Source organism: Streptomyces sp. NPDC001514 (assembly GCF_053597075.1).
This window is the reverse complement of record NZ_JBSFHO010000031.1, coordinates 31,343-43,116: the sequence shown is the minus strand read 5'-3', so window position 1 is coordinate 43,116 and position 11,774 is coordinate 31,343. Positions and strand designations below refer to the sequence as shown.

The window sequence follows — 11,774 nt, the reverse complement described above, 5'->3', positions numbered from 1 at the left end:
CGGCGCAGGGTTCGTGGCGCGGCACGGGTTCGTGGCGCGGGGCGCTCAGGCGTCCCGCACGGCCCCGTCGCGCCCCTCGGCGACCAGCATGACGCGCCGCAACATGTCGTTGAGGAGGACGCGTTCGTCCTTGCTCAGGACGCCGAGCAGCCGGTACTCCTCGTGGCCGAGCACGTCCATCGCGCCCAGCCAGGTCGACCTGCCGTCCGGCGTGAGTTCGACGACGACGCGGCGGCGGTCGGTCGTGGACGGTGTACGGCGGACGAGGCCGCGGCGCTCCAGCGCGTCGAGGCGGCCGGTGACCGAGGCGGGGGCGAGATCGAGGTCGGCGGCGAGTTCGGAGGGCGCGGTGGTGCCGCCGCGCCCGGCGAGTTTGTGAAGGGTCTCGAACTCGTGGCGTTCCAGGTCGAAGTCGACGAGCGACTGTTCGCGGACGCGGCGCAGATGCACGATGAGCTTCTTCATCCGGGTGACGGCGCCCTCGACTTCCGGGTCGAGTCCGGGCAGGACGGGCAGCCAGCGCGCCACGTGCTCGTCGGTCCAGTCGCGGGTCTCGGGCTCGTTCATGCGGCCGATCGTACGCGCGTGGCAGCCGGCTTCCGGAACAAAGTATTTCGTTGACGAATTATTCGTTACCGAAATACTGTGCGGTGCATGCCGTCCACGCCTCTGCTGCCCGTACCGCCTGCGTCCAAGCCGCACCCGCTGCGCTCGCGCCCCTTCCAACTCCTCTTCGCCGGGCGGACCCTGTCCCTCCTGGGCGACGCCGCGATTCCCGCCGCGCTCGCCCTCGCCGTCCTGGAGGCCACCGGTTCCACCTCCGCGCTCGCCCTGGTTCTGGCCTGCGCGATGGTCCCGAGGCTGCTTCTGCTGCCGCTCGGCGGCGTCGCCGGCGACCGGTTCGACGCCCGTACGGTCGCACTCGTCACCGACCTCGTGCGCTGCGCCACCCAACTGCTCGTCGGCGCGCAACTCCTCGGCGGCGAACCGCGACTGTGGCTCGTGGCGGCCGCGGAGGTGATCGGCGGCGCCGCTTCCGCCTTCGCCATGCCGACCGTCTCGCCGCTGATCACCGGCACGGTGGCCACGGATCAACTGCAGCGCGCCAACGCCGTGATGGGCGTCGCGCAGAGCGTCACACGGCTGAGCGGCCCGGCGCTGGCCGGGCTGCTGATCTACACCGCGGGGCCCGGCTGGGCGTTCGTCCTCGACGGGGTGAGCTTCGCGGTGAGCGCCGCACTGCTCTCCGCCGTACGCGTACGCCATGTCCCCGTCCCCCGGCGGTCGCTGCTCGCCGACCTCCGTGAGGGCTGGGACGAGGTCCGCGCCCGCGACTGGTACTGGACCAGCCTCATCGCCCACGCCGCGTGGAACGGCGCGGCAGCCGTCCTGATGACCCTCGGTCCCGCCATCGCCGTACAGGAGCTCGGCGGCGAGGGTGCGTGGGTGGCGCTGCTCCAGACCGGCGCCGTCGGCCTGCTGCTCGGCTCGCTGCTGGCGGGCCGGGCCCGGCCGGGGCGGCCGGTCCTCATGGCGAACCTCGGCCTCGCCACGTACGCCCTGCCCCTCGCCCTCCTCGCCGCCTCCGCTCCCGCGCCGCTGACGATCGCCGCGTACGGCATCGCACAGGCCGGACTCGGTTTCCTCTCCCCCGTGTGGAACACCTCGGTGCAGCAGGCCGTCCCCGCCCACGCGCTCGCGCGCGTGACGTCGTACGACTGGCTCCTCTCGCTCGGCGCGATGCCCCTGGGCTACGCCCTCGCGCCGCCGGCCGCGTCCGCATGGGGCCCGGAAGTCCCGCTGACCGTCGCCGCGTTCATCGTCGGCGGCGCGTGCGTGGCGACGGCGGCGGTGCCGGGCGTGCGGCGCTTCAGGTCCGTGCCAAGCCCAGCCGCTTGAACATGTTCAAGAACAGGTCTACAGTCCACGACAAGACCTTTTGAACACGTTCAAGGGAGGGTGGGGCATGGACCTCACTGTTGTCGCATACGGCATCTACCTGCTGGTCAGCGTCGCGCTCACCATCTGGGTGGCCCGCACGCTCAGCCAGAACGGCCGGATCTTCCTGGCCGATGTCCTGCACGGGAACGAGAAGCTCGCCGACGCGGTCAACCACCTGCTGGTGGTCGGCTTCTACCTCGTCAACCTCGGCTTCGTCGCGCTGCACCTCAGCCAGGACGACGCCGTCGCCGACGCACGAACGCTCTTCGAGGCGCTCTCGGTCAAGCTCGGCGTCGTACTCCTCGTCCTCGGCGTCATGCACCTCGTCAATGTCTACGTCCTCAACAAGATCCGCCGACGCGGAATGATGGAGCGCCAGCAGACCCCGCCCGTCCCGCCGCAGGGCTGGACCGGCACCGCCGACCAGGGCCCCTGGGCCGCACCTGCCACGGGAGCGTGAGCGGTCATGGGCGGCGTGTCGGGGGTGCCGGGGATACCGGTGAAGCGTCTGACCGTGCTGTACGACGCGCAGTGCTCGCTCTGCGTCCATCTGCGGCACTGGCTGATCCGGCAACCGCAGCTGGTCCCGCTGGACCTGGTCCCGGCCGCGTCGGACGAGGCCAGGCGGCGCTTCCCGGATCTCGACCACGAGAGCACCCTGCGGGAGATCACCGTGGTCGGGGACCGGGGCCAGGTGTACCGGTCCACCGCCGCCTGGATCGTCTGCCTCTGGGCCCTGGCCGAGCACCGGCCCAGGGCCAACTGGCTGGCGACGCCCGCGGGCGCGCCCTTCGCCCGGGTGACCGTCCTCGCCGCCGCGAAGTACCGGGAGGTCACCGCGGCACCGTGCGAGGACGGGCGGTGCGAGGTCCCGGGCCCGCCCCGTTAGGCTCGGTCATCGTGAACGACGTCAAGGACGAGAAGCAGAGCAAGTCGGCCGCCAAGCCCGCCAAGAGCGAGCAGACCCGCACGCTCATCCTCGAAACCGCGCTCCGGCTCTTCCAGGAGCGCGGTTACGACAGGACGACGATGCGGGCCATCGCCCAGGAGGCAGGGGTCTCGGTCGGCAACGCGTACTACTACTTCTCGTCCAAGGAGCACCTGGTCCAGGGCTTCTACGACCGCATCGCCGAGCAGCACCAGGCAGCGGTCGCGGACATCCTGGAGGGCGACGAGAAGGACCTCACGGCACGCATCCGCGGAGTCCTCCTCGGCTGGCTCGACATCGCCGAGCCGTACCACGAGTTCGCGGCCCAGTTCTTCAAGAACGCCGCCGACCCGGACAGTCCGCTCAGTCCGTTCTCGCCGGAGTCGGAAGGCCCCCGGGACGCGGCGATCGAGGTCCACCGCCGGGTGCTGTCCGGGGCCGCCGTCAAGGTGGATCCCGAACTGGCCGAGGCGCTGCCGCAGTTGCTGTGGCTCCAGCAGATGGGACTCGTGCTGTTCTGGGTGTACGACCGCTCCGAGGGCTGCGCCAACAGCCGCCGCCTGGTCGAGCGGCTCGCGCCCGTCACGGCCCGCGCGATCTCGCTCTCCCGCTTCCGGATCCTGCGCCCCCTGGTGAAGGAGACGCACGAGCTGCTCAGGGACTTCATGCCGACCGCGGCCGGGATGGCCGCGTCGGGCAAGCCCAAGCGTTCGGTGAGCCGGAAGGACTCAGGTCCGGGAGCCTGACCCGAGGCTGCACGGTCCGAGGGCCGGTGATCCGTCAGGCCTGCCGGGACGCCAGTTCCACGACGGTGATGTCGGACGGCGCGCCGACCCGCACCGGCGGCCCCCACGCGCCCGCGCCCCGCGACACGTAGAGCTGGGTGTCGCCGTACCGCTCCAGACCGGCGACGGTCGGATTGGCCAGCTCCGCCACGAAGTTGCCGGGCCAGAGCTGACCGCCGTGCGTGTGCCCGGACAGCTGGAGATCCACTCCGTGGCGTACGGCGTCGTCGATCACGATGGGCTGGTGGGCGAGGAGGACGGACGCGCGGGTCCGGTCACGGTCGCCGAGTGCGCGGTCGAAGTCGGGGCCCTGGCCCTCGCTCTCGCCCGCGACGTCGTCGACGCCCGCGAGATCGAAGCCGGCGATCTCGACGCGGTCGTTGCGGAGCGGAGTGAGACCGAGCTCGCGTACGTGGTCGACCCAGGCGTCGGCGCCGGAGAAGTACTCGTGGTTGCCGGTGACGAAGTAGGACCCGTGCCGCGCCCGGAGCTGTGCGAGCGGCTCGGCGGCGTGTCCGAGGTCGGCGACGCTGCCGTCGACGAGGTCGCCGACGACCGCGACGAGGTCGGGCTGCGTGGCGTTGATCGTGTCGACGATCCGCTGGGTGTGGGCGCGGCCGAGGATCGGGCCGAGGTGGATGTCGCTGACGACGGCGATCCGATACCCGTGCGCCCCGCGCGCGAGCTTCGCGAGCGGCACGGTGACCCGCTTCACCCGGGGTCCGCGCAGCACCCCGTACGTCCCGTATCCGACGGTGCCCGCGGCGACCGCGGCCGCCGCACCGCCGGCGACGCGGGCGACGAAAAGCCGCCGCGACAGCTCGGGGCGCACGTCCTGGCGTATGTCCTGGCGTACGTCTGCAGCCGCGCCCGAGCCGGAGGCCGCGCCCGCTCCCACGGCTGCGTCGGACCGGGGCGCTTCGGCGTCCGGCCGGCCGTCGACGGCGACGGCGACGCTCGTGGCGCCGTCCGCGGACCCGCCCGCGGCCGCCGGAGCGCGCTCGCCGGTGCTTCCGGACGTCGAACGCGTCGACGCGGCCATGTCCACCGCACCCGCGTCCGCCGCCACGTCGACGGCCTCACCCGGGCCGGGCACTGACCGGGCGTCATCCCGCCGCGCCAGGGCCCGGCGCAGAAGGGGCCGCACGCCCTCCGCCACGACCAGCGCCAGCGTCAGGTACAGCAGCGTGGCGAGCCACAGGTAGCCCGGCCATGCCAGGACCTGCTCGAGCCAGAACGGCGCACCCGCGCGCCCCGACACCAGCGCGCCGACCGAGAGGAGCGGAAGCAGCACCACGGCCACCGTGCCCGCGCGGCGCGCGGCGCTCCCCGGCACCGTCGTGTCGCGGACCAGGCGACGCCAGACGTACCAGTGGACGCCCACGAGCACGGCGAGGACGACAGCGATCACAAGCAGGACGATCAGCACGGCACCGTTCCCTCAGTTCCCTGATCCGCGGTCGCGACGCGATGCGCGTACGCCACGCAACCCGATGACCCCGACCGCCGTCCCCAGGAGAAAGGACGTGATGGCGAGCAGCAGATGGACCCAGAAGTACGCAGTCGGGTCACCCGCGTCGTCGAAGGCGAGCCCGCTGGCGTCCTGCCACAGGTTCTTGACGAAAGTGACCCAGATGACCCAGCTCCACACCCCGAACGCGAGCAGGAACCAGGAGACGGGGCGGCTGAGCTTCATGGACCCAGTATCACCGGTGTCCTCCATACCGGTGTGGCGGGGTCCCGGGGATGGGCTGTACCGGCGGCGCTCGCGGCGGGTCACCCTGCCGGTGTCAACATCGCCGTCAACTCCATGTACTTTCTCGTCCGTGTCTGCTTTGAAGAAGACCGCATTGACGGTCGCCGCCGCCGCGTTGCTGCCCGCCCTCGCCGCCGCGCCCGCATCGGCGGTCACCCGGACGGTCGAGAAGGACAACAACGGTCCGAAGCCCCCGGCCGTCATGTCGACCGTCGGCGGCGCGCAGCTCGGCAAGCCAGGCACCCAGGTCGATCTCGCACCCGGCGCCCCCGTCCTCCCCAAGGATCTGACGGGGCGCTCCTGGATCGTCGCGGACGCGGAGAGCGGTGATGTGCTCGCCGCCCACAACGCGCACTGGCGGCTGCCTCCCGCGTCCACGCTGAAGATGCTCTTCGCGGACACCGTCCTGCCCAAGCTGTCCAGGGACGAGGCGTACACGGTCACGAACAACGACCTCGCCGGTGTCGGCGAGGGCAGCAGCCTCGTCGGGGTCAAGGAGGACCAGACCTACACCGTCCACGATCTCTGGCTGGGCGTCTTCCTCCGTTCGGGGAACGACGCCGTCCACGTACTGGCCGAGATGAACGGCGGCGTCCCGCAGACCGTCCAGGAGATGCAGGACCACGCCGATGAGCTGCAGGCGCTCGACACGCACGTCGTCACGCCGGACGGCTACGACGAGACGGGCCAGGTGTCCAGCGCGTACGACCTGACCCTGATCGCCCGCAGCGGGATGCAGAAGAAGGACTTCCGGGAGTACTGCTCGACCGCACGCGCCGAGTTCCCGGGCGAGCAGAAGCCGGGCAAGAAGCGCGAGACGTTCGAGATCCAGAACACCAACCGACTGCTCACCGGCGACTTCGGCCTCAATCCCTACGAGGGCATCGCGGGCGTCAAGAACGGCAACACCACGCACGCGGGCGCGACCTTCACCGGTGTCGCGGAGCGGAACGGCAAGGTGCTGCTCGTCACCGTCATGAACCCGTCGTCGGACGAGAGCCAGGCCGTCTACAAGGAGACCGCCCGCCTCCTCGACTGGGGTTTCGCGGCGGCCGGGAAGGTGAAGCCGGTCGGCGAACTGGTTCCGCCGAAGTCCGCGCGTACGGACCCGTCCAACGGTTCCGAGTCGACGGCCGGCACCGGCGAGGACGGCAAGAAGAACCGGCCGGGCCCGGCGAAGGCGTCGGCCGCGAGCCACGAGGGCTCCACCGGCGTGGGCGTCGCGATCGCGATCGTCGGCGGCGTACTGGTACTGCTCGCCGGGGCGGTGTTCCTGGTCAACCGCCGCTGGCCGCTGCCCGATCTGGTCCGCCGCCTTCCGCGCCGCTAGGTCCGTCCCGCGGCGCTTCGGCGTCGTCGCCGACCGACGGCGTCGCCGTCCAGGCGGCGCAGTACAGCAGCAGCCTCGCCGTGAAGTTGATCCACAGCAGCAGCGCGATCGGCACGCCGAACGCCCCGTACATCGACTTCGTCGCGACGCCCGAGATATAGCCGCTGAGCAGCAGCTTCAGCAGCTCGAAGCCGACCGCGCCCAGCAGCGCCGCCACGATCAGCCTGCGGCGCGGCGGCTTCACCCCGGGCAGCAGCGTCAGTACGTACAGAAGCATCAGGAAGTCGGCGAGCACCGCGACGGCGAGGGCGGCGATCCGCAGCAGGACGCCGCCCGCCCCGTCCTGTTCGATGCCCAGCCGTTCCGCGCCCCAGCCGACGGCACTGGAGCCGAGCGAGGACGCGGCGAACGACGCCAGTACGACCGCGCCGAGCCCGAGCAGGACGACCGTGTCCTTGGCCTTCCGTACGAACGGATTGTGCTCGCCCTCTTCGTCCAGCTCCCAGACCACGCGCAGGCACTCCCGCATCGAGCCGATCCAGCCGATGCCGGTCAGGAGCAGCAGCGCGCCGGCGATCAGCCCGACCGTCCCGGCGTTGTCGACGAGGCCCCCGATGTTGAGCTGCTCGGAGATCCCGGGCACCTGCTCGGCCAGCTTGTCCTCGATCGTGCGCAGCTGCTCAGGGCTGAGCAACGCCGCGCCGATCGCCGCGGCGACCGTGACCAGCGGGAAGAGCGCGAGAAAGCTGATGAAGGTGATGGCCGCCGCGAGCCGGGTCCAGTGCGCCCGGTCGAGCCGCTCGTACGATCGCCATGCGTGGGTCCTCATCAGCCGCTGTACGAGCGGGCCGATGACGGGGAGCCGGGTGAGCCAGTCCATGAGTTCCCTCTTCCCGCGAGTCCGAAGACCAAGGTCCTTGTCCCCCGGAAGCGCAGGCAGAACACCTCCGGCACCGGTGCGCGGCTACGGTCGCGCGGCTCACAGGTCCGCCACGGCCATGCCGTACATCGCCAGCCACACCAGCCCGATGACGGCGAGCGGCCGGTCGCGCAGGACGACCTCCTCCGGTGCACCGGCCGCGCCCCGGTCGGCGAACACGGCGTACCGCAGCACCGCGAGGATGAACGCGATCATCGAGAGCTGCCGCCAGGGCAGCAGCGAACCGTTCGCGGTCCCACCGCTTTCCAGCGCCCAGAGGCAGTACCCGAGGACCGCGACCCCGGCCGCCAACTGCCAGACGAAGCGCAGATATCCGGCGGTGTAGGTGGAGAGCAGCGCCCGGGTCGCGCCTCCCGCGTCCGCCATCTCCACGGCCTCCGAGTAGCGCTTGGCGGCCACCATGAAGAGCGCACCGAAGCCGGTGGTGATCAGGAACCAGCGGGAGAGCGGGATGGCCAGCGCCACTCCGCCGACCATCGCCCGCATCAGGAAGCCGGTGGTGACGACGGCCAGGTCGACGACGAGGACGTGCTTGAGCCGGACGCAGTACGCGAGCTGCATCACGACGTACGCGGTCAGCAGCGCGGCCGTCATCGCGTTGCAGAGGACCACGGCCGCGGCGGTCGTGGCGATGGCGAGGAGCGCGCCCGCCGTGTAGGCGACGGGCACGGGTACGTCCCCGGCGGCCACCGGGCGGCGGCACTTCGCCGGGTGTGCCCGGTCGGCTTCGGCGTCGCGCGCGTCGTTGATCAGGTAGACGGCGGATGCGGCGGTGGTGAAGAGGGTGAAGACGACGGCCAGTTGGACGGCGGTGTGCCGGGACGTCAGCTCACCCGCGGCGGCGGGGGCCGCCACGACCAGCACGTTCTTGATCCACTGGCGCGGGCGTGCGGTCCTGACGAGCCCGACGGGCAGGCTCAGCCGGTGTCGCGGGCGGGTGGGCGCTGGAGGGCCGGGCCGCTCCGGCTGCTCCAGCAGAGCGGTGCTGCGCTCAGCCATGGATCCCCCCGCCGCCGGGGCTCCTCCGGAGCCACGTGCGGTCCGGCGTCGGCTGCTTCCGAGCCCGTCCGGCGCGTGCGGACGAACACCCCGGCTCGCCGCCCGGCACCGGCAGCCACGCCGTGCCCAGGCGCGCCGCCAGCGTGCCCAGAAGCGCGCCCGCGGCCACGTCGGTCGGGTAGTGGACGCCGACGACCAGCCGGGACACACACATCGCGGCGGCCAGCGGGGACACCAGCCGGCGCCCGGCCGGGCGCAGCACGCCGAAGGCGACGGCAGCGGCGGCCGCGGCGGTGGCGTGCGAGCTGGGGAAGGAGTACCGGCCCGCGGTGCGTACGAGCGGCTCGCGTGCGGGCAGTCGCGGGCGTGGACGGCGTACCACCCACTTGATGCCGATACTCGCCAGATGGGCCCCGCCGACCAGTGCGGTCGCGCGCAGCCAGTCGCGGCGCCGCTCCCGGTCGGCCTTCGCGCACGCGAGCCCCGCCGTGATCCACAGCGCGCTGTGCTCGCCGCTGCGCGAGAGCGCGCGGGCCGCCGCGGCCACGCCCGGCTGCCGGCCGCAGTCGCGCATGGCCACCAGCAGCCGGTGATCGGCGGCCGCCAGGCCCGCGCCGCCCGCCCGGTCGACGTATCGCATCTGCCACCCCTTTCGATCAACCAGGGGCCGACTCTTCTCAACCGGAGGCCATCATTCACGGCAATCTTTGATGACACTCGGATAATCACCCATTTCGGCGAGTCAGCTGAGATGAGCCGCAAATGCCTCATAGAGGGCGATAGCGTCGCACGTATGTCTGCCGACTCCCGTTCCACCGCGTCGACTCCGACTTCCGGTTCGACGCCTTCCGGTTCGACGCCTTCCGGTTCGTCGATTTCCCGTTCGTCGACTTCCGGCTCGTCGACCACAACCGACGACCTGCCCGTGGCCGTGACCGGCTGGGGCCGTACCGCCCCCTCGGCCGCGCTGCTCGTCCGCCCCCGTACGTACGAGGAGGCGGCGGCGGCCGTACGCGGCTGCGGGGCACGCGGCTCCATCGCGCGCGGTCTCGGAAGGGCGTACGGCGACGCGGCGCAGAACGCGGGCGGCGCGGTCCTCGACATGACCGGCCTCGACCGGATCCGCTCCATCGACGCGGAGGCGGGCGTCGTGGTGTGCGACGCGGGCGTGAGCCTGCACCGGTTGATGGAGGTGCTGCTTCCGCTCGGCTGGTTCGTACCGGTCACGCCCGGGACCCGCTATGTGACGGTCGGCGGGGCCATCGGCGCCGACATCCACGGAAAGAACCACCATGTCTCCGGCTCCTTCTGCCGCCATGTGCTGTCGCTGGAACTGCTCACCGCCGACGGTGAGGTACGTAGGGCCCTGCCCGGCACGGAGCTCTTCGATGCGACGGCGGGCGGGATGGGCCTGACCGGAGTGATCCTCTCCGCCGCGGTCCGGCTGCACCGCGTCGAGACCTCCCTGATGTCGGTCGACACCGAACGGGCCGCCGACCTCGACGACTTGATGGCCCGGCTCACCGCCACCGACCACCGCTACCGCTACTCCGTCGCCTGGATCGATCTGCTCGCGCGCGGCGCGGCGACGGGCCGCGCGGTCCTCACCCGCGGGGAGCACGCGCCTCTCGAAGCGCTCCCGCCGCGCGCTCTGCGCCGCCCGCTGGAGTTCCGCCCCGGCCGGCTCCCGGCGGCCCCCGGCTTCGTACCGGAGGGACTCCTCGGCCGTACATCGGTCGCTCTCTTCAACGAGCTCTGGTACCGCAGGGCGCCGCGCTCGCGCACCGGCGAGCTCCAGAAGATCTCCGCCTTCTTCCACCCCCTCGACGGGGTCCCGCACTGGAACCGGATCTACGGGCGGAGCGGCTTCGTCCAGTACCAGTTCGTCGTCGGGTACGGGCAGGAGGAAGCGCTGCGCCGGATCGTGCGGCGGATCTCCCGGCACGGCTGTCCGTCGTTCCTGGCCGTGCTCAAGCGCTTCGGCGAGGGCGATGCCGGCTGGCTGTCGTTCCCCATGCCCGGCTGGACGCTGGCCCTGGACATCCCGGCGCGGATGCCGGGGCTCGGCGCCTTCCTGGACGAGCTGGACGAGGACGTGGCGGGGGCCGGGGGGCGGGTGTACCTGGCCAAGGACTCACGGCTGCGGCCGGAGCTGCTGGCCGCGATGTATCCCCGGCTGGACCGTTTCCGGGCGCTGCGCGCCGAGCTCGATCCGAGCGGGGTGTTCGTTTCGGACCTGTCCCGCCGCCTGTCTCTGTGAGCCGCCCGTCCCTGTTGAGCCGCCCGTCCCTGTCCAGCCGCCTGTCTCTGTGAGGAGCTTCTCGTCATGAAGGACGCCTTCGGCAGCCCCCAGTCCCTGCTGGTCCTCGGCGGTACGTCCGAGATCGGCCTGGCCACGGCGCGCCGGCTGGTCGCCCGCCGGACCCGCAGGGTCCGGCTGGCCGGCCGCCCGTCCCCCGCGATGGACGCGGCCGCGGCCTCGCTCCGCGGCCTGGGCGCGGACGTGCTCACGGTCCCGTTCGACGCCCTCGAACCCGCGACGCACGAGGAGGTCATCGGCAAGGTCTTCGCGGAGGGCGACATCGACATGGTGCTGCTCGCCTTCGGGGTCCTCGGCGACCAGGCGCGGGACGAGGCCGAGCCGCTCTCCGCGGTGCGGGTCGCCCAGACGAACTACACCGGAGCGGTCTCCTCCGGACTGGCCTGCGCGGCCGCCCTGCAGGCCCAGGGCCATGGCTCGCTCGTCGTGCTGTCATCGGTGGCGGCCGAGCGGGCCCGGCGGGCCAACTTCATCTACGGGTCGTCGAAGGCGGGCCTGGACGCCTTCGCCCAGGGGCTCGGCGACGCCCTCCACGGCACGGGCGTGCACGTGATGGTGGTCAGGCCCGGTTTCGTACGGTCGAAGATGACGGCGGGCCTGCCGGAGGCGCCACTGGCCACCACCCCGGAGGCGGTCGCCGAGGCGATCGAGACGGGGCTGCGGCGGCGCTCGGAAACGGTGTGGGTGCCCGGGCAGCTACGACTGGTGATGTCCGCGCTGCGGCACGTGCCCCGGCCGGTCTTCCGGCGGCTTCCGCTCTGATCGGCGGGGGTGC

The 11,774-nt window shown here is 72.0% G+C and carries 13 protein-coding genes; 7 read left to right on the top strand and 6 right to left on the bottom strand.

The window, feature by feature from the left end; translation table 11 throughout:
- Window positions 1–45: 45 nt before the first annotated feature.
- Window positions 46–567, bottom strand: coding sequence for a MarR family winged helix-turn-helix transcriptional regulator (locus ACWCXB_RS27535; RefSeq protein ID WP_450726453.1), 522 nt, complete (start codon window positions 565–567; stop codon window positions 46–48).
- An 87-nt stretch (window positions 568–654) separates the two neighbouring features.
- Between ACWCXB_RS27535 and ACWCXB_RS27530 the strand changes: the two genes are divergently transcribed.
- The 4 genes from ACWCXB_RS27530 (at window position 655) to ACWCXB_RS27515 (ending at window position 3,615) form a co-directional block, all read left to right on the top strand.
- A complete protein-coding gene (locus ACWCXB_RS27530; RefSeq protein ID WP_450726452.1) occupies window positions 655–1,899 on the top strand; it encodes an MFS transporter in 1,245 nt (414 codons plus the stop codon).
- Window positions 1,900–1,966: 67 nt separating this feature from the next.
- The gene (locus ACWCXB_RS27525) at window positions 1,967–2,401 is read left to right on the top strand and encodes a hypothetical protein (RefSeq protein ID WP_450726451.1); all 435 of its coding nucleotides are present in this window, start codon (window positions 1,967–1,969) and stop codon (window positions 2,399–2,401) included.
- A gap of 6 nt (window positions 2,402–2,407) precedes the next feature.
- Window positions 2,408–2,830: a thiol-disulfide oxidoreductase DCC family protein gene (locus ACWCXB_RS27520; protein ID WP_450726450.1), complete on the top strand. Its 423-nt coding sequence runs from the start codon at window positions 2,408–2,410 to the stop codon at window positions 2,828–2,830.
- Window positions 2,831–2,841: 11 nt separating this feature from the next.
- On the top strand, window positions 2,842–3,615 hold the full coding sequence (locus ACWCXB_RS27515; protein ID WP_450726449.1) for a TetR family transcriptional regulator: 774 nt from the start codon (window positions 2,842–2,844) through the stop codon (window positions 3,613–3,615).
- 34 nt (window positions 3,616–3,649) lie between these two features.
- Here ACWCXB_RS27515 and ACWCXB_RS27510 read toward each other — a convergent pair whose 3' ends face one another.
- Window positions 3,650–5,083, bottom strand: a complete 1,434-nt coding sequence (locus ACWCXB_RS27510; RefSeq protein WP_450726448.1) for a metallophosphoesterase — start codon at window positions 5,081–5,083, stop codon at window positions 3,650–3,652.
- Window positions 5,084–5,095: 12 nt separating this feature from the next.
- Window positions 5,096–5,350, bottom strand: a complete 255-nt coding sequence (locus ACWCXB_RS27505) for an SCO4848 family membrane protein (protein ID WP_450726447.1) — start codon at window positions 5,348–5,350, stop codon at window positions 5,096–5,098.
- 130 nt (window positions 5,351–5,480) lie between these two features.
- On the opposite strand from ACWCXB_RS27505, the gene ACWCXB_RS27500 reads away from it, so the two are divergent.
- Complete coding sequence (locus tag ACWCXB_RS27500) at window positions 5,481–6,740, top strand: D-alanyl-D-alanine carboxypeptidase family protein (RefSeq protein ID WP_450726446.1); 1,260 nt, start codon at window positions 5,481–5,483, stop codon at window positions 6,738–6,740.
- Here ACWCXB_RS27500 and ACWCXB_RS27495 read toward each other — a convergent pair.
- From ACWCXB_RS27495 to ACWCXB_RS27485, 3 genes are all read right to left on the bottom strand, one after another.
- Window positions 6,688–7,620 carry a YihY/virulence factor BrkB family protein gene (locus ACWCXB_RS27495; RefSeq protein WP_450726445.1) on the bottom strand — a complete coding sequence of 311 codons (933 nt, stop codon included), beginning with the start codon at window positions 7,618–7,620 and terminating at the stop codon, window positions 6,688–6,690. The genes ACWCXB_RS27500 and ACWCXB_RS27495 overlap by 53 nt on opposite strands.
- 99 nt (window positions 7,621–7,719) lie before the next feature.
- Window positions 7,720–8,679, bottom strand: coding sequence for a decaprenyl-phosphate phosphoribosyltransferase (locus tag ACWCXB_RS27490; protein WP_450726444.1), 960 nt, complete (start codon window positions 8,677–8,679; stop codon window positions 7,720–7,722).
- Window positions 8,672–9,319, bottom strand: a complete 648-nt coding sequence (locus tag ACWCXB_RS27485; protein WP_450726443.1) for a phosphatase PAP2 family protein — start codon at window positions 9,317–9,319, stop codon at window positions 8,672–8,674. The genes ACWCXB_RS27490 and ACWCXB_RS27485 overlap by 8 nt, the downstream gene beginning before the upstream one ends.
- Before the next feature lie 153 nt (window positions 9,320–9,472).
- Here ACWCXB_RS27485 and ACWCXB_RS27480 point away from each other — a divergent pair, with 153 nt between their 5' ends.
- Window positions 9,473–10,939, top strand: coding sequence for an FAD-binding protein (locus ACWCXB_RS27480; protein WP_450726442.1), 1,467 nt, complete (start codon window positions 9,473–9,475; stop codon window positions 10,937–10,939).
- 66 nt (window positions 10,940–11,005) lie between these two features.
- Window positions 11,006–11,761 (top strand): decaprenylphospho-beta-D-erythro-pentofuranosid-2-ulose 2-reductase, encoded by a 756-nt coding sequence (locus tag ACWCXB_RS27475; RefSeq protein ID WP_450726441.1) that lies wholly within the window; start codon window positions 11,006–11,008, stop codon window positions 11,759–11,761.
- Window positions 11,762–11,774: the final 13 nt, after the last annotated feature.

What these genes read in the sequence shown, in the direction of transcription:
- ACWCXB_RS27535 (WP_450726453.1), bottom strand. Translation starts at nt 567, where the DNA reads ATGAACGAGCCCGAGACCCGCGACTGGACCGACGAGCACGTGGCGCGC.
- ACWCXB_RS27530 (WP_450726452.1), top strand. Translation starts at nt 655, where the DNA reads ATGCCGTCCACGCCTCTGCTGCCCGTACCGCCTGCGTCCAAGCCGCAC.
- ACWCXB_RS27525 (WP_450726451.1), top strand. Translation starts at nt 1,967, where the DNA reads ATGGACCTCACTGTTGTCGCATACGGCATCTACCTGCTGGTCAGCGTC.
- ACWCXB_RS27520 (WP_450726450.1), top strand. Translation starts at nt 2,408, where the DNA reads ATGGGCGGCGTGTCGGGGGTGCCGGGGATACCGGTGAAGCGTCTGACC.
- ACWCXB_RS27505 (WP_450726447.1), bottom strand. Translation starts at nt 5,350, where the DNA reads ATGAAGCTCAGCCGCCCCGTCTCCTGGTTCCTGCTCGCGTTCGGGGTG.
- ACWCXB_RS27495 (WP_450726445.1), bottom strand. Translation starts at nt 7,620, where the DNA reads ATGGACTGGCTCACCCGGCTCCCCGTCATCGGCCCGCTCGTACAGCGG.
- ACWCXB_RS27490 (WP_450726444.1), bottom strand. Translation starts at nt 8,679, where the DNA reads ATGGCTGAGCGCAGCACCGCTCTGCTGGAGCAGCCGGAGCGGCCCGGC.
- ACWCXB_RS27485 (WP_450726443.1), bottom strand. Translation starts at nt 9,319, where the DNA reads ATGCGATACGTCGACCGGGCGGGCGGCGCGGGCCTGGCGGCCGCCGAT.
- ACWCXB_RS27480 (WP_450726442.1), top strand. Translation starts at nt 9,473, where the DNA reads ATGTCTGCCGACTCCCGTTCCACCGCGTCGACTCCGACTTCCGGTTCG.
- ACWCXB_RS27475 (WP_450726441.1), top strand. Translation starts at nt 11,006, where the DNA reads ATGAAGGACGCCTTCGGCAGCCCCCAGTCCCTGCTGGTCCTCGGCGGT.